At 70.5% G+C, this 25,292-nt stretch carries 22 protein-coding genes and 1 other RNA gene; 17 read left to right on the top strand and 6 right to left on the bottom strand.

All coding sequences use genetic code 11. From position 1 onward, the window contains the following. The first annotated feature begins 5 nt into the window (after nt 1-5). The 4 genes from VET29_RS13200 (at nt 6) to VET29_RS13215 (ending at nt 2,974) form a co-directional block, all read left to right on the top strand. Nucleotides 6-743: a zinc ribbon domain-containing protein gene (locus VET29_RS13200; protein ID WP_324919639.1), complete on the top strand. Its 738-nt coding sequence runs from the start codon at nt 6-8 to the stop codon at nt 741-743. A 2-nt stretch (nt 744-745) separates the two neighbouring features. After that, a complete protein-coding gene (locus tag VET29_RS13205; protein WP_324919689.1) occupies nt 746-1,801 on the top strand; it encodes a bifunctional RNase H/acid phosphatase in 1,056 nt (351 codons plus the stop codon). Nucleotides 1,802-1,862: 61 nt separating this feature from the next. Then, an RNA gene (gene rnpB, locus VET29_RS13210) (RNase P RNA component class A) lies at nt 1,863-2,251 on the top strand. 450 nt (nt 2,252-2,701) lie between these two features. Then, nucleotides 2,702-2,974 carry a hypothetical protein gene (locus VET29_RS13215; protein WP_324919641.1) on the top strand — a complete coding sequence of 91 codons (273 nt, stop codon included), beginning with the start codon at nt 2,702-2,704 and terminating at the stop codon, nt 2,972-2,974. A gap of 101 nt (nt 2,975-3,075) precedes the next feature. On the opposite strand, the gene VET29_RS44065 is transcribed toward VET29_RS13215, so the two are convergent. Continuing rightward, on the bottom strand, nt 3,076-3,339 hold the full coding sequence (locus tag VET29_RS44065; RefSeq protein WP_414636490.1) for a hypothetical protein: 264 nt from the start codon (nt 3,337-3,339) through the stop codon (nt 3,076-3,078). Between the two features lie 170 nt (nt 3,340-3,509). Here VET29_RS44065 and VET29_RS13225 point away from each other — a divergent pair, with 170 nt between their 5' ends. The 10 genes from VET29_RS13225 to VET29_RS13270 all read left to right on the top strand — a co-directional run bounded on the left by VET29_RS13225 (nt 3,510) and on the right by VET29_RS13270 (nt 14,371). Continuing rightward, on the top strand, nt 3,510-6,377 hold the full coding sequence (locus VET29_RS13225) for an ATP-binding protein (RefSeq protein WP_324919691.1): 2,868 nt from the start codon (nt 3,510-3,512) through the stop codon (nt 6,375-6,377). Nucleotides 6,378-6,597: 220 nt separating this feature from the next. Next, on the top strand, nt 6,598-8,532 hold the full coding sequence (locus tag VET29_RS13230; protein WP_324919645.1) for a magnesium transporter: 1,935 nt from the start codon (nt 6,598-6,600) through the stop codon (nt 8,530-8,532). A 1-nt stretch (nt 8,533) separates the two neighbouring features. Next, entirely contained in the window at nt 8,534-9,157 is a 624-nt protein-coding gene (locus tag VET29_RS13235) for a hypothetical protein (RefSeq protein ID WP_324919647.1), read from the top strand. Next, entirely contained in the window at nt 9,154-10,161 is a 1,008-nt protein-coding gene (locus VET29_RS13240) for a C40 family peptidase (protein WP_324919649.1), read from the top strand. Before VET29_RS13235 ends, VET29_RS13240 begins: the two co-directional genes overlap by 4 nt. A gap of 17 nt (nt 10,162-10,178) precedes the next feature. Continuing rightward, a complete protein-coding gene (locus VET29_RS13245; RefSeq protein ID WP_324919651.1) occupies nt 10,179-10,658 on the top strand; it encodes a hypothetical protein in 480 nt (159 codons plus the stop codon). A gap of 56 nt (nt 10,659-10,714) precedes the next feature. Then, nucleotides 10,715-10,909 (top strand): hypothetical protein, encoded by a 195-nt coding sequence (locus VET29_RS13250; RefSeq protein WP_324919653.1) that lies wholly within the window; start codon nt 10,715-10,717, stop codon nt 10,907-10,909. 88 nt (nt 10,910-10,997) lie between these two features. Then, on the top strand, nt 10,998-12,419 hold the full coding sequence (locus tag VET29_RS13255) for an RNB domain-containing ribonuclease (protein ID WP_324919655.1): 1,422 nt from the start codon (nt 10,998-11,000) through the stop codon (nt 12,417-12,419). Next, nucleotides 12,416-13,063, top strand: coding sequence for an NADPH-dependent F420 reductase (gene npdG / locus VET29_RS13260; RefSeq protein WP_324919657.1), 648 nt, complete (start codon nt 12,416-12,418; stop codon nt 13,061-13,063). Before VET29_RS13255 ends, npdG begins: the two co-directional genes overlap by 4 nt. A gap of 164 nt (nt 13,064-13,227) precedes the next feature. Continuing rightward, nucleotides 13,228-13,629 carry a DUF4326 domain-containing protein gene (locus tag VET29_RS13265; protein WP_324919659.1) on the top strand — a complete coding sequence of 134 codons (402 nt, stop codon included), beginning with the start codon at nt 13,228-13,230 and terminating at the stop codon, nt 13,627-13,629. Then, nucleotides 13,619-14,371 (top strand): helical backbone metal receptor, encoded by a 753-nt coding sequence (locus VET29_RS13270; RefSeq protein ID WP_324919693.1) that lies wholly within the window; start codon nt 13,619-13,621, stop codon nt 14,369-14,371. Before VET29_RS13265 ends, VET29_RS13270 begins: the two co-directional genes overlap by 11 nt. Here VET29_RS13270 and pip read toward each other — a convergent pair. Then, nucleotides 14,349-15,287 carry a prolyl aminopeptidase gene (gene pip, locus VET29_RS13275; RefSeq protein ID WP_324919661.1) on the bottom strand — a complete coding sequence of 313 codons (939 nt, stop codon included), beginning with the start codon at nt 15,285-15,287 and terminating at the stop codon, nt 14,349-14,351. The genes VET29_RS13270 and pip overlap by 23 nt on opposite strands. Before the next feature lie 23 nt (nt 15,288-15,310). Here pip and VET29_RS13280 point away from each other — a divergent pair, with 23 nt between their 5' ends. Beyond that, on the top strand, nt 15,311-16,243 hold the full coding sequence (locus tag VET29_RS13280; protein WP_324919663.1) for a glutathione S-transferase family protein: 933 nt from the start codon (nt 15,311-15,313) through the stop codon (nt 16,241-16,243). A 24-nt stretch (nt 16,244-16,267) separates the two neighbouring features. On the opposite strand, the gene VET29_RS13285 is transcribed toward VET29_RS13280, so the two are convergent. From VET29_RS13285 to VET29_RS13295, 3 genes are all read right to left on the bottom strand, one after another. Next, on the bottom strand, nt 16,268-16,888 hold the full coding sequence (locus tag VET29_RS13285) for a dihydrofolate reductase family protein (RefSeq protein WP_324919665.1): 621 nt from the start codon (nt 16,886-16,888) through the stop codon (nt 16,268-16,270). 126 nt (nt 16,889-17,014) lie between these two features. Further along, on the bottom strand, nt 17,015-17,884 hold the full coding sequence (panB, locus tag VET29_RS13290; protein WP_324919667.1) for a 3-methyl-2-oxobutanoate hydroxymethyltransferase: 870 nt from the start codon (nt 17,882-17,884) through the stop codon (nt 17,015-17,017). Between the two features lie 184 nt (nt 17,885-18,068). Continuing rightward, entirely contained in the window at nt 18,069-19,787 is a 1,719-nt protein-coding gene (locus VET29_RS13295) for an NAD+ synthase (protein WP_324919669.1), read from the bottom strand. A 161-nt stretch (nt 19,788-19,948) separates the two neighbouring features. Here VET29_RS13295 and VET29_RS13300 point away from each other — a divergent pair, with 161 nt between their 5' ends. Further along, nucleotides 19,949-21,235, top strand: coding sequence for an ABC transporter substrate-binding protein (locus tag VET29_RS13300; RefSeq protein WP_324919671.1), 1,287 nt, complete (start codon nt 19,949-19,951; stop codon nt 21,233-21,235). 1 nt (nt 21,236) lies between these two features. On the opposite strand, the gene secA2 is transcribed toward VET29_RS13300, so the two are convergent. Next, nucleotides 21,237-23,588 (bottom strand): accessory Sec system translocase SecA2, encoded by a 2,352-nt coding sequence (secA2, locus tag VET29_RS13305; protein ID WP_324919695.1) that lies wholly within the window; start codon nt 23,586-23,588, stop codon nt 21,237-21,239. Nucleotides 23,589-23,755: 167 nt separating this feature from the next. Between secA2 and VET29_RS13310 the strand changes: the two genes are divergently transcribed. Next, nucleotides 23,756-25,264 (top strand): alpha/beta hydrolase, encoded by a 1,509-nt coding sequence (locus tag VET29_RS13310; protein WP_324919673.1) that lies wholly within the window; start codon nt 23,756-23,758, stop codon nt 25,262-25,264. Nucleotides 25,265-25,292: the final 28 nt, after the last annotated feature.

A 25,292-nucleotide genomic window follows, 5' to 3' on the forward strand; every position in this document is an offset into this window, starting at 1 on the left:
ACAGGGTGAAAGTCGATCCCGCAGTGCAGCGCAGGCTGCTCGAGCTCGCCGACGTCGACGCCGAGCTGGCTCGCGTCGACCACCGGCGCAGGACGTTGCCGGAGCTCGCGGAGATCGCCGATGCGGAGAAGGCCGCGCAGGCAAAGAAGGACGCGAAGGTCGCCAACGAGACCGCGCTCGGCGATCTGGACCGTGAGGTCAAGCGCCAGGAGCGGGAGATCGACGCGGTCCGGGCCCGAGAGGACCGCGACCGCGCCCTGCTCGCCGGCGGCACGGTGTCCTCGAAGCAGATGACCGACCTCGAGCACGAGCTGAACACGTTGCAGCGCAGGCAGACCACGCTCGAGGACGAGCTGCTGGAGCTGATGGAGCGGCGTGAGGCGGTCGAGCTGGACGGCCAGCACGCGGCCGTGGAGCTGGCGAAGGCCGACGAGGCGCTGCAGGACGCGGCCAACCGGCGCGACCACGCGCTCGCCGACCTGGAGACGGTCTCCGCCCGCCGGACCGCGGACCGCGAGAAGCTCGTGCCGGAGTTCCCGCAGCCGCTGCTCGACCTGTACGAGCGCGTCCGCAAGAACCGGGGGATCGGCGCGTCCCTGCTGCGTCAGCGCCGGTGCGGCGCGTGCCGGATCGAGCTGGACCGCACCTCCATCTCCCGGATCGCGAACACGGCGGCCGACGAGGTCGTGACGTGCGACGAGTGCGGCGCGATCATGGTGCGGACCCCGGAGTCCGGCCTGTGAGAGTGGTCGTCGAGGCCGACGGGGGCTCGCGCGGCAACCCCGGCCCGGCAGGCTACGGCGCGGCGGTGTTCGCCACCGACGGGTCCCTGCTGGCGGAACGGGCCGAGGGGCTCGGCACCACGACGAACAACGTCGCCGAGTACCAGGGCCTGATCGCCGGCCTGACCGCCGCTCGCGAGCTGGGCGCGACGGCCGTCGCGGTGCGGATGGACTCGAAACTCGTCGTCGAGCAGATGTCCGGCCGCTGGCAGGTCAGGAACGAGGCACTCAAGCCGCTGGCCGCGACGGCCCGCGAGCTCGCGGACGGGTTCGACGAGGTCTCCTACGCCTGGATTCCGCGTGCCCAGAACGCGCACGCGGACCGCCTGGCGAACCAGGCCATGGACACCCAGGCCGGCAAACCCACGCCGACGGACACCACGCCGACCCGCTGGACCGGCGCGACCGGCACCCCGACCCGCCTGCTGCTGCTGCGGCACGGCCAGACGGAGCTGTCCGGCGAGCGCCGCTACTCGGGCCGCGGCGACGTCCCGCTGACCGACGCCGGCCGCCAGCAGGCGAAGGCGGCCGCGGCGCGCCTGGCCACCCTGGAGTTCACGGCGGTGATCTCGTCCCCGCTCGGCCGGGCCCGGCAGACCGCGGCGGCGGTCGCGGCGGCGACGGGACGTCAGGTCGAGGTGCACGAGGGCCTGGTGGAGACGGACTTCGGCGACTGGGAGCGGCTGACGTTCCTCGAGGCGGCCGAGCGGGACCCGGAGCTGCACCGGCGCTGGCTGGGCGACCCGAGCGTGGCCCCGCCGAACGGCGAGAGCTTCGATACGGTCCACGCGCGGGTCCGGCAGGCGCGCGACGAGCTGGTCCAGCGGCACGCCGGCGAGACGCTGCTGCTGGTCAGCCACGTCACGCCGATCAAGTCCCTGCTGCGGATGGGTCTTGACGCCGGTCCGTCGCTGCTGTTCCGCCTGCACCTGGACCTGGCGTCCCTGTCGGTCGTCGAGTTCTACCCGGATGGCAACGCGTCGGTCCGCCTGGTCAACGACACGGCACACCTGTCCTGAGCCCGGCGGCCCGGGTGGTCATGATCCACAGCGGCGGCGGGCGTTACCCTTGACGCGCGGACGAGTCGGCAGGGCGGTCGCGGCGGGTTCAGGCCCGTCGAGGAAAGTCCGGACTCCGAAGGGCAGGGTGGTTGCTAACGGCAACCCGGGGTGACCCGCGGGACAGTGCCACAGAGAACAGACCGCCTGGCGTCACCACGTCAGGTAAGGGTGAAACGGTGGTGTAAGAGACCACCAGCACCCCGGGTGACCGGGGTGGCTAGGTAAACCCCACCCGGAGCAAGGCCAAGAGGGACCCCGCGAGGGTGTCCTGCGCAGGCGTTCGAGGGTTGCCCGCCCGAGTCTGCGGGTAGGCCGCTAGAGCCTGCCGGCGACGGCAGGCCCAGATGGATGACCGCTCACCGGCCGGTCGGCCGGGGACAGGATCCGGCTTACATGTCGACTCGTCCGCCGTACGACACTGGGTGTGCGGCTTTTCGATCACGATCCCGGAGGATGGTGGATTGTGTATGAATGAGAACCGCTCCTCTGAACGGAGCACAAGTCAACCCCGGTGTGGCGAACACGCCATCCGAACTTGCGATGGGCCGAACGGGTGACACCCCGAAGCGGGGGTGGGTTGACGCCGCGAAGCTCCCACCTAAAGTTAGGGCACCTTCGGCGTTTGGGTGAACCTACCGAGATGTTGGTCCGGACGAGTGACCCTCACGATCGAGGGGCCGTTCTCACCGCATCATGTGTGTGGTCAGATGGCACGTCTTCGAGCACCGAGGAGGACGCGAGTGCAGCAGATGTGGATCTACGGAGCGACGCACCCTCACTACACATCGTGATGTGGGCGTGCTCTACTCGTCTACAGAACGGCAGGCATAAGCGGCCGCGCACACGGGAGTTAAGAACATGATCGCCATGACCACCTTCGAGCTCGCCCAGGACACCGGTGGTTTGGGCACAGGCGGCGTCCGCGAGTGGATCCTCAACAACCTCATTCCGCTACTGCTGCTCGTGGTCGCGCTGCTCCTGTTGTGGCTCGGCGGCGGCAAGGGTGACAACGCGGGCGTCATGCGGCGTCTCGGCGGTGTCATCGTCGCGCTGGCCATCATCGGGTTGGCGGTGACCACGGATGCCGGGAAGAACATAGGCACGTGGATCGCGGGCCTGTTCACCGGCTGACCTAGAGGGACCTCTGTGCGCATACGTACCGACGACGAGGTGTACCGCGTCGACGCCGTCTGGCTCGGCCCGCCACGGGCGACGATGCCATTCCGTGCCCGCTACGTGGCGTGGGGCGTCGGAGTCGTGGTCTTCCTTCTAGTGTTGACCGTCGAGCGCCGGATCGGGATCTCGCTCTTCTGGTCGATCGCCTGGGGCATCGTGGTCACGATCGTGTTGACGCGGGTCATCTGCGCGAAGATCAGCCATGAACGACCGCTCTCCGCGGTGACCTCGATGTGGTTGCGGGAGTTGACCGCGCCACGTGAGGCAACCGCGGGCCAGGGCGGTGCCGTCAGTGCGACGAGGGTCCGGGTCAGCACCACCCGGCCGCGTCGGCACCAGACGAGACGGGGGAGGGGTCGCGGTGTTCGGACGTCGAAGCAAGCGCGCGCCTGACCCGCCCGTGCAGTACCCGACCCGGCGCCACCAGCCACCATCCCCAGAGCGCCGGGGCCGCCACGCGGCCCCGGACCATGCCCGGCTCGACCCACCCATGGCGAGGCAGGCGCAGCTACCCCCCACCCCGCAGTACCGCCCAGCCGGCGACAACAAGCGCAACCGTCGTCTCCCCGGGGAGCAGGCCATTCCGACCTACACCCCGTCGATCGCGGCCCGCAGCATCGACGGTCACCTTCTCCGCAACGGCACCGACGTGTTCGCCTGGTACCGGCTCGCGCCGCAGCGCTGGTCGTTCCGCTCGGACTCGCAGCGCCAGGACCTCGTCGCGGCGATCGCCGGCCAGTACGCGGAACTCGCGGGCCGCTGGCTGCACCTGCGGGTCACGAACCGGCCCTACCCGATCCGGATGTGGGCCGAGGCGCACGTGCACAACACGGTCAGCCGACTGCCGGACGTGCCGGGCGCGCTGTCCTTCGACGACTACCTGATCGGCGAGCAACAGCAGCTGCTGGGCCGTTCGATGGCCGAGAAGGAGGTCTACCTGGGTGTCCAGGTGCAGACCCGCAACATGGTCGACCGGGCCGTGGAGCGGGCCGCGCCGCTGCTGCGGAAGATCTTCCCGGCCGCGGTCGACGCCGAGCTGCTGGCCATCGACTCCGAGGTCGAGCACCTCGACCAGGTGATCTCGTCCGCCGGGCTGGAGGGCCGGCCGGCGTCCGCGCAGGAGATGTCCTGGCTGATGCACCGGTCGTGCTCGCTGGGCCTGCCCGCGCCCCGGAACCTGCCGGCGGTGCCGGACTCGGTGTGGGAGCCGGAGGACCTGGCGTCGTTCACCGACGCGGCGGACTTCCACCAGGAGCCGTACTCGCCGACGGTGACCGTGCGCGGCCGGACCGGCTCGAACGCCGGCATGACCCGCCACGTCGCCGTGCTGACGGTCGGGCAGATGCACGGCCTGCAGATCCCCGAGATCGACGACCCGTGGCTGCAACACTCCGACCGGCTCGCGGCCAGTGTGGAGTGGTCGGCCCGCCTGTACGTGCGCCGCCCGGAAGAGGTCCAGGGCGAGCTGTCACGGCAGATGAACAAGGTCCGCTCGCAGGTCCGGCACTACACCGACGAGCACGAGCTGGAGCCGCCGCAGTCGCTGGCCCGGCAGGCGTCCCGGGTGCTGGAGATCGACGACGAGATGACGTCGGGCTTCACCGCGCTGGCCACCCGGGTGCGCTCGTGGTGGCGGCTTGCGGTGTCCGGCCCGACCGAGCGCGACGCGCTCCGGCTGGCGCAGCAGGTGCTGGAGCTGTACAAGCCGAAGGTCGCCATCGAGCACCCGGAGGCGCAGTACGCGCTGGCCAGGGAGTTCATCCCGGGGGAGTCGCTGGCGTCCTCGGCGTACATGCGGCGTGGCTCGGTCGTCTGGGCCGCGGCCGCCGTCCCGACCGCGACCGCCGAGGTGGGCGACCGCCGGGGCATCCTGCTCGGCGAGACGTGCACGGCGACCCGGCGCCCGGTGGCGTGGGACCCGTGGATGGCGCAGGAGATCCGCGACGGCTCTGGGCTGACCGCGATGGTGGCGGGCCTGGGTGGCGGCAAGTCGTTCCTCGGTGGCGGCATCGTCTACAAGACGCTGCGGGCCGGGGCGCACTGGACGATCCTCGACCCCTCCGGCCCGCTGACCCGCCTGTGCGACCTGCCGGAGCTGCGGCCGTACGCGCGGCCGATCAACCTCCTGAACGCGCAACCCGGGATCCTCAACCCGTACCGGGTGGTGGCCGAACCGCTGTTCGACCACTTCCGGGACGAGGACGACCCCGAGCGCGCGTGGCGGCGGGAGAAGGCGCTCGCGGCCGCGACCCGGCGGCGGCTGGCGCTGGACGTGCTGACCGGCCTGCTGCCCTACGACATCGCCCGCATGCCGCAGACCAGGATCGTGCTGCTGCGCGCGGTCCGCATGGTCGGCGGCCGCGCCGAGGCCGACCCGAGCCTGGTGTTCGAGGCGTTGCGCCGGGACGCGTCGGAGCACCACGAGCACGCGGTGGTGGTCGCTGACTTCCTCGACGAGATGCGTGAGCGCATGTCCCTGCTCATCCCGGAGAAGGACGCCGACCCGTACAACGAGACCCGCGACGACCGGCTGACCGTGATGACCATGGCGGGCCTGACGCTGCCGAAGGACGGCGTGGGGCGCGAGCACTGGACCGACGCGGAGTCACTCGGCGTCGAGATGCTGAACCTGGCGGCGTGGCTGACACAGCGGTCGATCTACGAGCGGCCGAAGGACGCGCGCAAGGGCGTCTGGATCGACGAGGCGTTCTTCCTGTCCGAGGTCCCGACGGGCCGGGTGCTCATGAACCGGTTCGCCCGCGACTCCCGTAAATGGAACGTGCGTGTCCTGCTGTCGTCCCAGATCCCGGCCGACTTCCTCCGCATCCAGGGCTTCGTCGCGCTGCTGGACTCGGTGTTCGTCGGCAGGCTGGACGACGACCACGCACAGGAGGACGCGCTGCGGCTGCTGAAGGTGCCGGTGGGCGCCGGGTACGAGCAGGTCATCGCGTCACTGGGCCGCCGCCCCGGCGGACACCGGGACGCGGTCCGCGACACGGCGCCGAGGCAGTTCGTCTTCGCCGACGGCGCCGGTGGCGTGGAACGCATCCGCATCGACCTGTCCGGCCCGCACCTGGACCACCTCCGCGGCGTCATGGACACCACGCCGGACGCCATGCGCGAGGCGACCGCGGGCATGGGCGCCGTGCTCCAGCCCGAGACCCACGTCCCGGAGCTCCCGTCCGACGACACCTCCGAACCCCGCGACGGCGCCACGGAGTACGCCGAGGAGCAGGAGGAGTTCGACCTGGCCGCGGATTTCGAGCTGGGCCTCACCGACGACGGCCCGGACCTGGATCCGGACGGCAACGGCAATGGCAAGAAGGCGAGTAAACGCGGGCGGGTAGATGCCGCATGAGCACAGCGTGCGTAGCGAGTCATCGCGTACTCAGTGAGCGGCATCCACCCTCATGCATTCGACTCCCCCGCCGCTCGGACGGGGCCGGCGAAGGCGGCGCAGCATGATCACGACCCTGGTGGTGGTTGCCGCCGTGCTGTTCTTCACGGCACGGCGGCGAAAAAGACGACAATCCGTGAACCCGACCCGTCGCAGGGGTCGGGTTGCTTCTCTCACCCTGGTGGCGGCCATCCTCGGGATGCAGGCAATCGTCGGCACCCCCGCGATGGCACAGCAGACGGACACGAGCTGTGCCCCGTTCCCCGAACGCCCCGGCGCGGGCATGGTCGGCGCCATCGACCCGCCGCAGGGCAACGGCCTGCGGGGCGGCAAGGACAGCGGCGTCCCCTACACCGACGACAAGTTCCCCAACAGTCCCTACCGCGACCACGGGTACGCGGGCATGGTCTGGCACGTCTACGACCCCGACTGCCAGAAGCCGCTGTCGATCTCCGATCCCAGCGTCACGATCGACACCTGGGCCGGCAACGAACTGTTCAACCTCGGCAAGAACATCGTCGGCGCCACCAACTCGCTGCACTACACGCTCTACAACGGCGGCGTCCTCGGCGGGTTGAACCAGCAGATCGGCAAGGCGGCGAACGCCGTGTTCGACAACATCTACATGCAGCTGTTCAGCATCTTCATGCTGATCCTGGCCGTGTTGATGTTCCGGCAGATCTGGAAGGGCGACCTGGCGGCGGTGTCCCGGCGGGGGCTCTACGCGCTCGGTGGAATGTGGCTGGCCGCCTCGACCCTGGTCCTCGTCAACAACTACGACGCGATCGACAGGTTGATCGTCGACACGACGACGGGGATCCAGAACGGCTTCGAGGATCCCAACCGCGACGACGTGCGTCAGCACGTGTTGCCGAACGAACTGCACACGCGGGTGGTGTACGAGAACTGGCTGCGTGGCGAGTTCGGCAAGCCGGACGACCCCAAGGCGCTCCAGTACGGCCGGGAGCTCCTGGCCGCGCAGGCATGGACCCGTGACGACCTGGTGTCGGGCAACGACGCGAACGACGAGGCGGAAGCCGCGAAGCGCGCCGAATACCAGAAGATCTACAACGATCTCGGCTCCGCCCAGGGCTACTTCCGTGGTACCGAGGGCAGCCGCACCGGTGCGGGGTTCCTGGCGTTCTTCCAGGCGATCTGCTACTCGCTGTTCCAGTTCCTCGCGAAACTGGCCGTGCTCCTGGCACAGCTGCTGCTGCGGATCTTCACGCTGGCCGCCCCGGTCATCGGCCTGGTGGCGCTCGTCCACCACGACATCCTGCGCAAGGTGGGCCGTGCCGTCGGCGCCGTCGTGCTGAACGTGCTGATCCTGGCCATGCTGGCCGGGATCCACTTCAAGTTCCTGCAGCTGATCTTCGGTCCGGACGTGCAGCTGTCGATGCTGACCCAGATGCTGCTCGCCGGCATCGTGACGTTCGTGTTCCTGCTGGTCGGACGGCCCATGAAACGCATGTGGCAGATGATCGAGCTGTCCGTCGGCGCGGTGGGCGCCACCGTCCCGTCCGGCGGTGGCCTGTTCTCCCGCTTCCGCCGCGGCCGCAAGGGTGCCGACCAGCGGGGCCCGCAGGACGAGTTCTGGGACAACCTCAACGACGAGAGACTGGCCGGCGACACCGTCACCACCACCCGCGGCGGACGGCGGCCGCGGCCGGAGGCGGCCGGTCCCATCACCGCGACCGCGGAGCGGCTCGACACCCGCAGGACCGCCATCGGCACCGGCACGTTCGGCCTGCCGTCGGCGGGCGGCGACGGCGCCCCGGTGCTCATGCCGAGCAGTCCCGGCGGCCGCAACGACCCGAACGGTGCCCTGCCGCCGCGCCGCAGCCGGATCGTCGACACGAACCCGGTGCACGGCGAGTACGGCGAGGACGCCATGGTCGTCCCCTCCCAGGTCACCACCCGTCGCAACGAGGGCCGGTACGACCCGGCGCCGCAGGTCCCGCGGCCGAACCCACGCCCGGCCGACGTCGAGATGGTCGCCGGTCGCCCGGTGCACGTCGTGTACCGGCCCTCGCGTGGGCTCGAGGTGCGGGAGCAGGCGCCGCGCCGGATGCCGTTGCGGGACGGGCCCCGTGGGACCGACGCGGTGGTGAGATGACATGCCGATCCGCACCAACCGTGGACGCGCCGCGGTGTACCGACGCCTGTGGGGCTGGCCGATGCGCTCGCCCCGCCACCTGGCGGTCGTGGTGTTCGTCGTGGCCGTCTTCGTCGTCGCCGCCGGCATCATCATCCCGCAGCTGACCGGCTCGAACGACCGCTCACGCGGCGCCGCCGCCGAGGCCGCGAACGGCACGACGACCACCCGGAACACACCCGTCACCAACACGTCGGGCGCGACGGGCACCACGACCACGAGCAGCCTGCCCACCAGGATCACCACGCTCACCGAGACCCCCGAGTCCGCGCCGCCTGCCCCGGCCGCGCTGGACGTCGCCGACTCGTGGGGCAAGGCCTGGGTCAACCACCCGGCCGGCGTCACCAACGAGCAGTGGCTCGACGGGCTGCGCCCGTTCACCACCGAGGAACAGCTCACCGAGATGTCCACGGTGGAGCCGGCGAACATCCCGGCCAGCAAGGTCACCGGTGACCCGACCGCTGTCGAGTCCTTCACCAGCTCGGTCAAGGTCAGGCTGGCGACCGACGCCGGCGACCTGCTCATCACCGTGATCGAGACGCCGGACGGCTGGCGGGTCGCGTACTACGAGCAGGTGGCCCGATGAAGAGCGCGCTGGTCGTCGGGGGACTCGTGGTGGTCGCGACCGTCGCGGTCGCGGGCGTCACCGCGGTCACGCAGGTCGTGTCGCAGGACCAGGCCGCCGACCAGGCCAGGGCCATGAGCATGGACTGCAACGCCACGCTCGGCCCGATCACCGCGGGCCCGGCCGGCAGCGGCGCGGCCGACGCGGCCCGGCTGAACGACGACCAGCGTGGGAACGTCGCGCTGATCATCTCCATCGGCAAGGACCGCCAGCTGCCGCCGCTCGCGTGGCAGGTCGCGATCCAGGCCGGCATGACCGAGTCCGGCCTGCGCAACCTGGACCACGGCGACCGCGACTCCGAGGGCATGTTCCAGATGCGCCCCTCGATGGGTTGGGGCACGCCGGACCAGGTCAGGGACCCGCACTACGCGATCAACAAGTTCTACGACGTGCTGGGCAGGCTCCCGAACTGGGAGCAGCAGCGCCCCGGCGAGTCGGCCCAGGACGTCGAGCGGTCGGCCTTCCCGGACCGGTACCACAAGTGGGAGGCCATGGCCGCCCACCTGATCGGCAACGTGGGCCTGGTCCCGGACCCGACGGGTTGCGGCCAGGGCACCGGCCTGCTGGTGCCCGCGCCGACCCAGGCCGCGGGCCACGCGATCGAGTGGGCGCTGGGCCAGCAGGGCAAGCCGTACGTGTGGGGCGCGGGCACCAACCAGCAGAGCTCGTTCGACTGCTCCAGCCTCATGCTCCAGGCGTACCGGGACGCGGGTGTCACCCTTCCGAGGGTTTCCCGGCAGCAGTTCCGGGCCGGCGCGATGCTGCCCGTCACGGAGGCGCAGCCCGGCGACCTGCTGTTCTGGGCCTACGACACGAGCAACCCGGACACGATCCACCATGTCGCGATGTATCTGGGGGACGGCAAGATCGTGGAGGCACAGCAGACGGGCGTGCCAGTGCACATCCGCCCGGTCCGCTGGGGCGAGGCGGAGTTGATGGACCAGGCCGTACGGCCAGGCGTGTGAGAGCTGAGGGGCTGCCGATGACCATGTTCACCCCGGAACCGATGCGGTCGGCGCTGCCGGACTACCTCCGTGCGCCGCATCCCGGCACGTCCGACGGCTACGTCGTGCTGCCGAAGTCCCTGATGGGGGCCATGCCGCTGGCGTGGCAGAACGCGCTGCACCAGATCCTGGCGGAGTTCCACCAGACGTTCGCCCACCTCGACTGGCCGGAGTACCGGGTCGTGCCCTCCCGCAGGGAGAAGCTCGTCAACCTGGACGAGGACCAGCTGGCAGAGGCCGGCTACCTGGTCGAGATCGACGTGGACGGCGAGCTGGTCTACCGGGAGCGCACCGGCCGGCGCATCGACAACCCGGAGGAGACCGAGGTCCTGGTGTCGGTGCTGGACCCGATCCCGGGGGAGTACCGCAACGCCAACCAGGACACCCCGCCACGCGGCTTCCCGGCGCCACCGGCCACCGCGCAGGCGCCGTGGCCGCGACCGACCTCACCGGCCTGAGAACGACGCGATTCTTCGTCGTGCCACGGAGCCTTCCTCCGCCGTAGGCTCATTCCATGGTCGACAACAACCCGGACCCCGGTTGGTACTACTGCACGAGGCACAACACCGTCGAGCACGGCGAGGTCTGCCCGGCCGTCGACCGGCTCGGCCCCTATCCGGACCGCGAGACCGCCTCCCGTGCCCTGGAGATCGCCAAGTCCCGTTCCGAGGCATGGGACAAGGCCAACAAGGAATGGGACGACGACTAGCCAGCCGGCCTCGGGCTTCGCGGGGAAGTCCGCGCGTGACCAGCACTCAAGGCGCCGGGAAGGCGGAACCGTGGGCTAGTGTGCCCGCGTGGTAGTGCGTGCGAACAGCGAACGGATCGGCTTCACCAGGGTCCGGGACGAGTTCGCGCTGCCCACCGACTTCCCGCCGGCCGTCCTCGAGGAGGCCGAGCGTGCCGCCGGCGACCGGCGTGACGACGACCGCGAGGACGCCACCCACCTCCCGCTGGTCACGATCGACCCGCCCGGCGCCAGGGACCTCGACCAGGCCATGGCCGTCGAACGTCGCGGCGCCGGGTTCCGCGTCCATTACGCCATCGCCGACCTCGGCGCGTTCGTCACCCCCGGCGGCGCGGTGGACCACGAGGTCCGCCGCCGCGGCCAGACGATCTACCTCCCGGACGGCAACGTCCCCCTCCACCCCACGGTTCTGAGCGAGGGCGCCGCCAGCCTCCTGCCCGGCCAGGTCGCGCCCGCCGCGCTCTGGACCCTCGACTGCGACGGCGATGGCGCCCTCGAACACGCCCACGTGCGCCGCGCGCTCGTCCGCTCCCAGGCCCGCTTCGACTACGACTCCGTCCAGGCCGCCTTCGCCCAGGACACCGCGCACCCCTCGATCAAGGAGCTGCCGGCCATCGGCCGCCTCCGCCGCGCGCTGGCAATCGAACGCGGCGCCGTCGAGCTCCAGTTACCGGACCAGGAGATCGCGCCGGACGGCACCGGCTGGCAGCTCGTCCTGCGCCCCCGCACCGACGTCGATGCGTGGAACGCCGAGATCTCCCTGCTCACCGGCATGGCCGCGGCCGAGCTGATGCTGACCGCGGGCGTCGGCATCCTGCGCACGCTGCCCGACCCGGAGAACGGTGCCGTCAAGTGGCTGCGCCGCTCCGCCCGCTCGCTCGGCATCACCTGGCCCAGGGCCATGGAGGCCGCCGAGTTGCTCGCCGGCCTCGACCCCGACCGGCCCGAGGCCCTCGCCCTCTACATGGACGCCACCCGCCTCCTGCGCGGCGCGGGCTACACGGTGTTCGACGGCGCCGCGCCCGAGCGGACCACGCATGCCGGCATCGCGGCGCCGTACGCGCACGTCACCGCGCCGCTGCGCAGGCTCGTCGACCGGTTCGGCGCGGAGATCTGTCTCGCGGTCGTCGCGGATCGGCCCGTCCCGGACTGGGTGCGTGCGGCCCTGCCCGAGCTGCCCGACCTCATGGCCGGCTCCGACACGCTCGCCGCCCGCGTCGAGAAGGCCTGCCTCGACCAGACCGAGGCGTGGGTGCTGGCGGACCGCATCGGGCAGGAGTTCGACGCGATCGTGCTGCGGTCGGAAGGCAGCTCGGCGGAGGTGTTCCTGCCCGATCCGCCGGTGATCGCGAAGTGTGCCGGTGGCAACCTTGCGGAAGGGGAGACGGTCCGCGTGCGTTTGACCCAGGTGGACGCGGACACTCGTAAGGTCGTCTTCGAGCCCGCGAAGCTGACACAGGAGGAACGTTGACGGACGTGACAGGCCTGACCGTGGGGGTGCTCGGGGGCACCGGCCCGCAGGGCAAGGGCCTCGCGCTGCGCTGGGCGAAGGCCGGCATCAAGGTGATCATCGGATCGCGCAGCGCCGAGCGGGCCGAGGCCACGGCGAGCGAGCTGGGCGTCACCGGCCTGGACAACGCGGGTACGGCCGCCGCCGCGGACGTCGTGCTGGTCGCGGTGCCGTGGGAGGGCCACGGCGAACTGCTGACCTCGCTGCGTGAACAGCTGCGCGGCAAGATCGTGATCGACTGCGTGAACCCGCTCGGGTTCGACAAGCAGGGCCCGTTCGCGCTGCCCGTCGAGGAGGGGAGCGCGGCGCAACAGGCGGCGCGGCTGCTGCCGGAGTCCCGCGTGACGGCGGCGTTCCACCACGTCTCGGCCGTGCACCTCGTCGACCTGTCGATCCCCGAGATGGACACGGATGTACTGGTCCTCGGCGACGACCGCGACGCGACCGACCTGGTCCGTGCGCTGGCCGACGCGATTCCCGGCATGCGTGGCGTGTACGGCGGCCGGTTGCGCAACGCCCACCAGGTCGAGGCGTTCACCGCGAACCTGATCGCGATCAACCGGCGCTACAAGGCCCACGCCGGAATCCGTGTCACGGACGTCTAGTGTCCCGCGCCGGAGATGCGGTGATCAAGTCGGTGGATCCAGGTTTCTGCTGGCAAGGCGCCGGTTCGCCCTCGTACTGGGTCGTACTTGGGCGGACCGGCAACGCCGCCAGCGGGAAGCTGGGCCGCCGAATTAGCTGCCTGATTTCCGGCGCGGGACACTAGATGATCGCGCTGCCAGCGGGAGCCGAGCAGTGGACCGCCGCCGAGCGCGAGTTGGCGATCGCGGTGCTGTCCGGCGAGACGGTGGTGGTGAACGTGCGCAAGGGCGGGCCGCACCGGCGGCTGGTGCCGTGGCTGGTTGCCGAGGATCTGCTCACCTACGTCGGGCACGCCGGCAACCGGCACGACTGGCCGGAGTCGCCGTTCGCGAACCCGTTCGTGAAGCAGGCCGGCACGGACCGCGCCGGCATGGTGTCCCGGTACCGGCAGCACCTACGGGAGCACCCGTCCCTGCTGCGGAGGATTCCCGCCGAGCTGGCCGGTCGCGCGCTGGGTTGCTGGTGTGCGCCGGCCGCCTGCCACGCCGACGTGCTGGCGGAGGAGGCACGCCGTGCTGGTGGATGACCTGGGCGAGCCCGTCACGTTGGCCGGCCCGCCGCGCCGGCTGGTGAGCCTGGTCCCGTCCCTGACGGACGCGATCGAGACCACCCGCCCGGGGCTGCTCGTCGGCGCCACCGACTACTGCACGCACCCGCCGGACCTGGATGTGCCCCGGGTAGGTGGTTCGAAATACCCGACCGTGGACGCGGTCCTCGACCTGCGCCCAGACCTGGTGGTCGCCAACGCCGAGGAGAACCGCCCGGAGGACGTGGCCCGCCTCCGTGCCAACGGCATACCCGTGTGGGTGACAACGGCCGCGGCGACGGTGCCGGAGGGCCTCGGCTCGGTACGCCGCCTGCTCACCCAGGGCCTGGACCTCCCCGAACCGTCGTGGCTGGTCGAGGCGGAAGACCTCTGGCGCACCTCGGCTCCCGTGTGGGCGACGGCGGTCATCCCGGTGTGGCGCCGCCCGTGGATCGTGGTCGGCAGGGACACCTTCGCGGGCGACGTGCTGCACCGCCTGGGCATCGCCAACGCGTACGCCTACCACGCCGACCGCTACCCGCGCCCACCCCTCGACGAGCTCAACGACAAGGGCGCCGACCTCGTCGTCCTCCCGGACGAGCCGTACGAGTTCACCGCCGCCGACGGCCCGGAGTCCTTCCCGGGGCTGCCGTACGCACTGGTCAACGGCCGCTTCCTGACCTGGTGCGGCCCGTCGCTGGTCGAGGCGCACGCCTCGCTCACGGCCGGAACTCGTCCGTAGCGTCCAGCAGGGCGGGCACCACGCCGTGGTCGGTGATCGCGTGCCCGGCCTTCGGCAGGATGTTCAGCGTCGAGTCCGGCCACGCCCGGTGCAGCTCCCAGGCGGTCACCGGCGGCGTGACGAGGTCGAACCGCCCCTGCACGATCCGCCCCGGAATCCCCGCCAGCTTCCCCGCGTCCCGGATCAGCTGGTCCTCCCCGAGCCACCCGTCGTGCGTGAAGTAGTGCAGCGCCAGCCGCGCGAACGCGATCGCGAACCTCGGCTCCCCGTAGCCCGCGGTCATGGCGGGCGTCGGGCTCATCGACACGACCGCCGCCTCCCAGCCACTCCACGCGGCCGCCGCCTCCGCCGCGCGCGCCGGGTCCCGCAACAACCGTTGGTACCCCTCGAGAATGTCCCCGTCCGGCACCAGCGACGTGAACGCCGCCCATTCCGCCGGGAACAACGCCCCCGCACCGCCCCGGTACAGCCAGTCCAGTTCCGACCGCCGGAGCAGGAACACACCCCGCAGGATGATCTCCGTCACCCGTTCGGGGTATCTCTGCGCGTACGCCAGCGCCAGCGTCGCGCCCCACGACCCGCCGAACAGCTGCCACCGCTCGATCCCCAGGTGCTCCCGCAACGCCTCCATGTCCGTCACGAGGTGCCACGTCGTGTTGTGCTCGTCCGGGTCCCTCGTCGCGACATGCGGTGTGCTGCGCCCGCACCCCCGCTGGTCGAACAGCACGATCCGGTACGCCGATGCGTCGAAGAACCGCCGCTGCAACGGTGAGGTGCCCGAACCCGGCCCGCCGTGCAGGAACACCACCGGCTTGCCGTCGGGACTGCCGCTGACCTCCCAGTACACCCGATGCCCGTCGCCCACGTCGAGCATGCCGGCGTCGTGCGTCTCGGTCGGCGGGTAGAGGAAGCGCATGGCGGAAGCCTAGATTCGAAGGCATGGCGACACTCCAGTTCGGCAAGGAAACGTCCAAGAGCGGCGAGTTCGTCCGGCAGACGAACCGCTTCACCAACCGCATCACCGCCGACGGCTCGTCGGGCTGGCAGGCGGAGCCCGGCAGGTACCGGCTGGTTGTCTGCCTCGCCTGTCCGTGGGCGCACCGGGCCCTGATCGTGCGTGGCCTGCTGGGCCTGGAGGACGCCATCTCCCTCGCGGTGGTCGACCCGATCCGCGACGAGAAAGGCTGGCGCTTCACCCTCGACGACGGTGACCGCGACCCCGTGCTGGGCATCGAGTACCTGTCCGAGGCGTACCTGAGGACCGACCCGACCTACGAGGGGCGCGTCACCGTCCCGTCGATCGTCGACGTGCCGACGGGCCAGGTGGTCACCAACGACTACCCCCAGATCACCCTCGACTTCTCGACCGAGTGGCGCGAGTTCCACAAGCCCGGCGCGCCCGACCTGTACCCGGCGGCGCTGCGGGCCGAGATCGACGAGGTCATCGAGCCGATCTTCCGCAACGTCAACAACGGGGTCTACCGCTGCGGCTTCGCCGGCAGCCAGGAGGCGTACGAGGAGGCCTACGACGCGTTGTTCGCCGAGCTGGACCGCCTGTCGACGCGCCTGTCGAACCAGCGTTACCTGGTCGGCGACCAGCTCACCGAGGCCGACATCCGCCTGTTCACGACCCTCGTCCGGTTCGACGCCGTCTACCACAACCACTTCAAGTGCAACCGGAACAAGCTGGCGGAGATGCCGGTGCTGTGGGCGTACGCGCGGGACCTGTTCCAGACCCCGGGCTTCGGCGACACGGTCGACTTCGACCACATCAAGCGCCACTACTACGCCACGCACGACGTGATCAACCCGAGCCGCATCGTGCCGAAGGGTCCGCTCACCGACTGGCAGGCACCCCACGGCCGCGGCTGAACCGCGTCGAGACGTTCCGGGGCGTCACAGCCCGAACGAGCCGTACGACACCGGGCCGGCGGATCGGTACACGCTCGCCGTGACACCGGCGGGGGTCGTCTCCGTCGACACCAACTCCAGACCCGCCGGTACGGTCCCGTCGGCGAACAGGCGCTTGCCCGTGCCCAGCAGCAACGGGTACACCATCAGCCGGTACTCGTCGACGAGACCGTGCCTGATCAGCGTCTGCGCGAGGTCGAGGCTGCCGATGACCTGCAGCTCGCCGAGGTCCTGTCGCTTGAGCCGCGCGATCGCCGCCGGCACGTCCCGGTCGAGCAGCGTCGAGTTCCGCCACGTCAGCGAGGTGGCCGTCCGGGACGCCACGAACTTGGGCAGCGCGTTGAGGACCGCCGCGATCTCCGCGTGCTCGTGGTCGGCGGGGACACGCGGCCAGTGCCCGGCGAAGATGTCGTAGGTCTTCCTGCCCAGCAGCAGCCCGCCGGCCCGCCCCTGCCAGCGACCGACCAGTTCGCCCTGTTCGGCGGTGAAGTACGGCACCTGCCACCCGCCGTGCGGGAAACCCCCGGCGCGGTCCTCCTCCGGCTGGCCGGGCGCCTGCGCGACGCCGTCGAGGGTCAGGAACATGTTGATCGCGATAGTGCTCACCGTGGTGTCTCCCGTGGGTTCGGCTTCCTGACCACGCGTCGAACCACTCGACCGCGGATCGACACGCTGACACGAAGAACCACCCGCGACCGTTCGTGCCGGTCGCGGGCGGTTCCTGGTCGTGGATCAGTGGAAGACGTGCTCGGGCGCCGGGAACTCCTTGTCCCGCACCTCGGCGGCGAACTGCTCGACGGCGCCCTTCATCACGCCGGCGAGGTCGGCGTAGCGCTTGACGAACCGCGGCGCCTTGCCACGGCGCAGGCCGAGCATGTCCTGCCAGACCAGCACCTGTGCGTCGCAGTCCGGACCGGCGCCGATGCCGATGGTCGGGATGTCCAGCTCGTGGGTGACCCGCTTCGCGGCCTCGGCGGGCACCATCTCCATGACGACCGAGAACGCGCCGGCCGCCTGCAGGGCGAGCGCGTCCTCGACCAGGGCGTCGGCCGCGTCCCCGCGGCCCTGCACCCGGTAGCCGCCGAGGTTGTGCTCACTCTGTGGGGTGAACCCGATGTGGCCCATGACCGGCACGCCGGCCGTGGTGATGGCCTTGACGTGTGGCGCGAACGCACGGCCGCCCTCGAGCTTGACGGCGTGCGCGCGGCCCTCCTTCATCATCCGGACGGCCGTGGCGAGTGCCTGCTCGGGTGACAGCTGGTAGGAGCCGAACGGAAGGTCCGCCACGACCAATGCCCGCTTCACCGAACGGGTGACCGCTCGTACGAGTGGAACCATCTCGTCGACCGTCACCGGCAGTGAGGTGTCATAGCCGTAGACGTTGTTGGACGCGGAGTCCCCGACGAGCAGCACGGGAATCCCGGCCTCGTCGAACAACTCGGCGGTGTACATGTCGTAGGCGGTGAGCATGGGCCACGGCTCACCGCGATGCTTGAGCTCCTGGAGGTGGTGGATGCGCACACGCTTGGCGGGCTTCTTCTCGCCCGCGCCGGCACCCGTGCCGTACGGCGCGGCCACCTCAGGATTCGATGCTGACGTCATTGTCGACCGTCCTTCCCTCGAAGCCCACGTCTCGTGGGTCCCCGGGTGTTTCATGGATGGCTTACCAGCCCAATGTCGCACCTGAGCGGTAGACAAACACCCACCTGCGACGAGCTTCACACGCCCACACGACCGCTTTGCCAGCGATACTCGCGAGTCCCGCGTTCAGGTGCGGGACTCGCGGTTACTTGCCTTCGCGCCACGCGTTGGTCATGGGTAGTCGGCGGTCGCGGCCGAAGGCCTTGAAGGTGATCTTCGTGCCCGGGGGGTACTGGCGGCGCTTGTACTCGGCCCTGTCGACCATGCGCAGCACCTTGTCGATCAGCTCGGGGGCGAACCCCGCCGCCATCAGGTCCTCGTAACCCCGGTCACCCTCGACGTAGTCGTCGAGGACCCGGTCCAGCAGGTCGTAGTCCGGCAGCGAGTCCGCGTCCAACTGCCCCGGCCGCAGCTCCGCCGACGGCGGCTTGCTGATCGAGTTCTCCGGAATCGGCGGCGTCTCCCCACGCACGGCCGCGAGCTCGTTCCGCCACCGCGCCAACTCCCACACCAGCGTCTTCGGCACGTCCTTGATCGGGGCGAACCCGCCCACCGCGTCGCCGTAGATCGTCGAGTACCCCACCGCCAGCTCGGTCTTGTTCCCGGTCGCCAGCACCAGGTGGCCGTACTGGTTCGACAGCCCCATCAGCGTCATCCCACGGCACCTGGCCTGCACGTTCTCCTCGGCCAGCCCGGTCAGCCCCAGCTGCCCGACGAACACCGCCACCATGTCCTCGATCGCCTGCACCTGGTAGTGCAGGCCGGTCCGCGACGCCAGGTCCGCCGCGTCCGACCGCGAGTGCGACGACGAGTACACCGACGGCATCGACACCCCGTGCACGTTCTCCGCCCCCAGCGCGTCCACCGCCAGCGCCGCGCACACCGCCGAGTCGATCCCGCCCGACAGCCCCAGCACGACCGACGTGAACCCGTTCTTCCGCACGTAGTCGCCCAGCCCGACCTTCAGCGCCCGCCAGATCTCCTCCGGCTCGGACAGCGGCTCGGCCGGCGACGGAGTGACCAGGGCCTCGTACGGCGCCAGGGCATCGGACGTCAACGTCACCCTCCGCACGGCGAAGCCCCCGAAGTCACCCGATGAGGTCGAAGCTCCACCCGGAAGGTCCAGGTCCATCACGGTCAGGTGCTCGACGAACTGGGGCAACCGCGTCAACAACTCACCCGACGGCGACACCACCATCGAGTCCCCGTCGAACACGAGGTCGTCCTGCCCGCCGATCATGTTCACGTACACCAGCGGCGCCCCGGCCTCCTCGGCCCGCCGCGCGACCAGCGGCTCCCGGACGTCGTCCTTGTTCCGCTCGTACGGCGACGCGTTCGGCGACACCACCAGATCGACCCCCGCCGCCCCCAGCGCCGCGATCGGGCCGCCCTCCTGCCAGATGTCCTCGCAGATCACCATGCCGACCTCGAGCCCGTGCAACCGCACGATGTCGAGCGTCTGCCCCGGCTTGAACAGCCGCCGCTCGTCGAACACCCCGTAGTTCGGCAGGTGGTGCTTGAACTGCGTGGCGGTTACGCGACCCCCGTACAGCACCGCCACCGCGTCCCGCGGCCCCACCTCGTCGAGGTCCAGATAGCTGACCACGGCCGCGACGGAGCCGTGCCCGGCGGCGTCCAGCCGGGCCGCCAGCGCCGACAGGGCCGACCGGGACGCCGCCGCGAACGACTTCCGCAGCGCCAGGTCCTCCACGGGGTAACCGGTCAGCACCATCTCGGGGAACACGACCAGGTGAGCACCGGCGTCAGCGGCACGCTCAGTCCACGACGCGATCAGCGATGCGTTCCCGTCCAGGTCGCCGACCGTCGCGTTGACCTGGGCGAGCGCGATGCGTAGCTGTGGCATGTCACCATCCTAGGGCGGTTTTCGTCTGTCAGGCGAAAAATCGTGGGTGGTCTCACGAGATATCCCGATCGGCCTCGTCCCGACCGTCGCACGGACTACGGTGTCCCGCACACCGTCCGGTGTGGAGACAGGGGCTTGGGGTGCGCACGAACTTGCGACGGGTGTTCACGGTTGTTCTGGCCGGTGCGGTGGTCCTCACCTCGGGATGCAGCACGGCCGTCGACGGCACCCCGCTGGCGGACCCGCGGGCCACGCGGTCCAGCGAACCGAGCGGCCCGGTCACCCTCACCTTCCTGACCTCGCTCAACGACGGCTACGAGGACCTGCTGACCGAGTACCGGAGCGAGCACAGCGGCGTCACCATCAAGGTGCAGCGGACCGACCCCGGCTCGTACTACCCGAAGCTGCGCACCATGCTGGCCGCCGGCCAACCGCCCGACCTGGCCGTCGTCGGCGACGAGTACCGGGCCGACCTGTTCGGCCAGCCCGGCCTGTTCGCCGACCTCGCCGAGGCCGGACCGGACGACGTCGACCCGAAGCGGTGGCTGGACTGGAAGTACGAGGGCGGCCTGGGGAAGGACGACGCCTGGTTCGGCTACGGCATGGACAGCGCCCCGATCGGCATGGCCTACCGCACCGACCTGTTCGCGGCCGCGGGCCTGCCCACCGACCCCGCGCAGGTCGGGGACCTGTTCAAGAGCTGGGACGCCTACTTCGCGGCCGGCGACCAGTACACGCGGAAGACCGGCAAGCCGTGGTTCGACTCGGCGAGCGAGGTCTTCACCACCATGCAGAACCAGCTGGACAACCCCTACTTCGACCGGGACGACAAGCTGGTCATCGAGAGCAACACGAAGCTGAAGGCCGGCTGGGACGCGGTGACCGGCGCGATCGGGCGTGGGCAGTCGGCCAAGCTGGAGCCGTTCAGCCCGGAGTGGTTCTCCGGGTTCCGTGCCGGCACGTTCGCCACCGCGCCCGCCCCGTACTGGATGCTGAACCTGATCAAGTCGCAGGCAGGGCCTGAGAACGCGGGCAAGTGGGCGGTCGCCGACACCTTCCCCGGCGGGGGCGCCAACTGGGGCGGCAGCTACCTCGTCGTGCCGAAGAAGTCGCCCGCCACCGAGCAGGCCGCCGCGCTCGCCGCCTGGCTGACCGCGCCGGAACAGCAGTTGCGGCTGTTCGAGAGCGTCGGCGCGTTCCCCAGCCAGGTGGACGCCCTGGCGTCCACCAAGCTGCGCGGCGCCACCGACGACTACTTCGTCACGAAGGAGACCGGTCGCATCTACGCCGACCTGGCCGACAAGGTGACCGTGGCCCCGTACGGGGCGCCGCGCGACAGCCGGGTCCAGACCGAGGCCATGTGGCCCGCGCTCCAGGCCGTCGAGCACGGCACCCCGCCCGATGCCGGATGGCAGCAGGCGGTCGACAAGGCCGGACAGCTCAACTGAGCTACCGCCGCGCCGCGCCCTTCACCTTCTTGACCATCGCGCGGACCCGCTGCAGCGCCTGCTCCGCGTCGGTGTCGAACGGGTTGTCGTGCACCATGTACGTCCAGGTCGCGGACGGCCTGCGCAGCCCGTCGGCGGCCAGGTCGATGCCGTCGGCGGTGATCTCGACCGTCGCGAACGTCTCCACCGCGCGGTCGGTGATCTCGTCCGGGATCTTGCGGAACTCGGGGATCGCGGTCCGGTGGAACTCGTCGATCGGCGTCTCCTTGGCAAGGGCCCGCAGGTGGATCGTCTCCCGCACGTCCGCGAGGAACGCGAGGTGCTCGGTCCACCGCTGGTCGAGGTGGAACAGCATGAGCTGCCGCGCCGCCTCCTCCAGCACCTTCTCGTCGTCGACCGACTCGGTCAGCTCCGCCCACCGCTCCTCGGCCTGCGACGCCAGCGTCGTGGCCGCGAGGTCGGTGGTCAGCAGCTCGTCCCGGTACTCCAGCAGCACCTTCCGCTGGTGCTCGATCAGCCGCGTGTAGCGCCAGGTGTTGCGGTGGATCTCCAGCTGGACGCCCTCGGACACCTTCTGCGCGTGGTCGATGAACCGCTTGGTCGTAGCGTCCACGAGGCGCCCGATGTCGTCGTCGTCGGGCTCGGCGCCCGCGGTCGCGTCCGGCGCGTACTGGATCACCTGGTCGTCGCCCAGCGACGCGAACATGATCGACCCGCCGGGGTCGCCCTGCCGGCCGGACCGGCCCCGCAGCTGGTCGTCGAGCCGGCTCGACGGGTACCGCCCGGTGCCGATCACCAGCAGCCCGCCCAGTTCGGCGACCTTGTCGTGTGCCTCGGCGCCGCCGTTCTCCTTGCCGCCCAGCCGGATGTCGGTGCCGCGGCCTGCCATCTGCGTGGACACCGTGACCGCGTCGTACGCGCCGGCCTCGGCCACGATCGCGGCCTCCTGGGCGTCGTTCTTCGCGTTCAGCACGACGCACTCGACCTCGGCGTCGGCCAGCATCTTCGCGAGCCGCTCCGACTCGGCGACGTCCCGCGTGCCGATGAGGATCGGCCGCCCGGTCTTGTGGGTCTTCGCGATCTCCTCGACGATCGCGGTCTCCTTGTTCTCGACCGTGTCGTACAGGCGGTCCACCTCGTCCTCGCGGACGCACGGCGTGTTCGGCGGGATGACCGCGACGCGCAACTCGTAGAACTCCCGCAGCTGCTCGGAAACCGCCACCGCGGTGCCGGTCATGCCGCACACGGTGGCGTACCGGCTGATCAGGCCCTGCACGCTGATCGAGTCGAGCACCTCGCCGCTCTCGGTCGGCCGCAGCCGCTCCTTGGCCTCGACCGCCGCCTGCAACCCGTCCGGCCAGCGCTGTCGCAGCGCGATCCGGCCGCGGGAGCTGTTGATCAGGTGGACCTTGCCGTCGCGGACGATGTAGTCGACGTCCCGCTCCAGCAGCGCGTGCGCGTGCAGCGCGGCGTTGACCGCGGCCAGCCGGTCGCTGTGGTCGCCGGAGTACAGGTCGACGCCGCCCAGCGCCTTCTCGACCACCTTCGCGCCGCGGGCGGTCAGCCACGCGTTGCGGCCGTCCTCGTCCTTCTCGTAGTGCTGGCCCGGCTTGAGCGCGCGGACGATCTTGGCGACCTCGGGGTCGGACTGGCCCTCGTCGGACGACCCGGCCAGCACCAGCGGCACCTTGGCCTCGTCGATCAGCACCGAGTCGGCCTCGTCGACGATCACCACGTCCGGCTTCCGGCCGACCATGTCGTCGACGGAGGTGCACAAACGGTCGCGCAGCACGTCGAAGCCGATCTCGCTGACCGACCCGTACGTCACGTCGGCCGCGTACGCCGCGCGCCGCTCCTCCTGCGAGGAGGTCTGGCTGACCCAGCCGACGGTCACGCCGAGTGCCTCGTAGACCGGTCCCATCCACTCGGCGTCACGCTGGGCGAGGTAGTCGTTGACCGACATGACGTGCACGGCATGGCCCTGCAGCGCGTAGCCGGCGGCCGCGAGCGCCCCGGCGAGCGTCTTGCCCTCACCGGTCGCCATCTGCACGACGTGCCCCTCGAGCAGCTGCATCGTGCCGAGCAGCTGTACGTCATACGGCCGCTCGGACAGCGCCCGCCTGGCCGCCTCCCGGCCGACCGCACACAGCTCGACCAGCTCTTTCTCGTCGAAGCCCGGATCGCCGGCCGTTCTGCGCAGTTCCGCGGCGGCCTCGGTCAGCTCCTCGTCGGAGAGCTCGCCGACCTTTTTCTCCCGCCATTCGATGGAGGACAGCAGCTCCTCGTACCGGGAGATGTCGACGGTGGCAGGCCGGTCCAGGAACCGGCTGAAGCCGGCCTTCACGCGCCGCATGAACGCCGCCACCGACGCTCACCTCCTCGCTCGTCTATCGGTTTACGCCCCGCACGGTAACGGTTTGCCCACCCTTGTGAGTTCCAACTGGCAGGATCACGGACGTGACGACACGCCGCGCAATGGTGACAGCTTCCATCCTGCTCGCTTTAGCCGCGGGTGGCTGTATGACCTCCATAAGCGGCTCTCCGCAGACCGGCGCCCCGGTGGGCCCCGTGCCGGACGACGCCCTGCGGAGGTTCTACGCCCAGAAGCTCGGCTGGGAGGGCTGCGGCGACTACGGCAAGACGGACTACGACCGGGAGGCGTTAGGCGCCGACGGCCTCCAGTGCGCGCACCTGACCGTGCCGCTCGACTACACGAAGCCCGACGGCGACACGATCGAGATCGGCGTCCTGCGCCGCCCCGCCAAGGGCGACCGGATCGGCTCACTGGTCATCAACCCCGGCGGTCCTGGCGCGGCGGGCCTGTCCACGGCGGCCGCGCTGGCCGACGCTGACGACACCCTCGCCGAGCGGTTCGACTTCGTCGGCTTCGACCCCCGCGGCGTCGGCTCCAGTGAGCCGACCGTCGAGTGCCTGACCGACAAGGAGATGGACGCCGAACGCGCCGACGACCTCGAGCTGGACGTGTCGCCGGCCGGCGTCCAGAAGCAGGACGCCGAGGCGAAGGACTTCGGCGCGGAGTGCGAGCGCAACACCGAGCACGGCGAGGAGATGCTCGCGAACATCGGCACCCGCGACGTCGTCAAGGACCTGGACGTCCTCCGGTCGGCGCTGGGCGACGAGAAGCTCACCTACCTCGGCTACTCCTACGGCACCCGGATCGGGAGCACCTACGCGGAGACGTTCCCGAAGAACGTGCGTGCGCTGGTCCTCGACGGCGCGCTCGACCCGTCACAGAGCCCGGTCGAGGAGGTCGTCGCGCAGGGGGCCGGGTTCCAGAAGGCGTTCGACGACTTCGTGGCGTGGTGCGTGAAGGAGCAGGACTGCGCACTGGGCAAGGACAAGAACGCCGCGCTGCAGAAGTTCCAGGACCTGGTGCGGCCGCTGAGCAAGAACCCGGTCGAGGTGAGCGACGGGCGGAAGCTGTCGTACGAGGACGCCACGACCGGCGTGGTGCAGGCGCTGTACTCCGAGCAGCTGTGGGAGCACCTGAACACGGGCCTGAACGAGCTGAGGCAGAACACCGGCGACACGTTGATGCAGCTGGCGGACCTGTACCTGGAACGGGACAAGGACGGCGAGTACTCGACCACCCAGGACGTGTTCACCGCCGTCCGCTGCGTCGACGACCCCCGCGTGACCGACCCGGACGTCGCACTGGAGGTGTCCCGCCAGTACAAGGCGGCGGCCCCCTTCCTTGACGACGGCAACCCCCCGGTCGGCGTGCTGGACTCATGCGCGTACTGGCCGGTCCCCAACACCAGCGAGCCCCACGTGCCGAACGTGCCCAACCTGCCGAAGGTCCTGGTGATCTCCACGACCGGCGACCCGGCAACCCCGTACGAGGCAGGCGTCAACCTGGCCAAGGGCCTCGGCGGCACCCTGCTGACCTACGAGGCCACCCAGCACACCGCGTTCCTCCAGGGCAACAACTGCGTGGACAACGCAGGCACCGCCTACCTCACCAACCTGAAACTCCCCGCCGAAGGCACCCGCTGCAAGTCCTCATAACCCGCGAGTCCCGCGTTCAAACACCGCG

The organism is Actinophytocola sp., assembly GCF_035634895.1.
GTDB lineage: Bacteria > Actinomycetota > Actinomycetes > Mycobacteriales > Pseudonocardiaceae > Actinophytocola.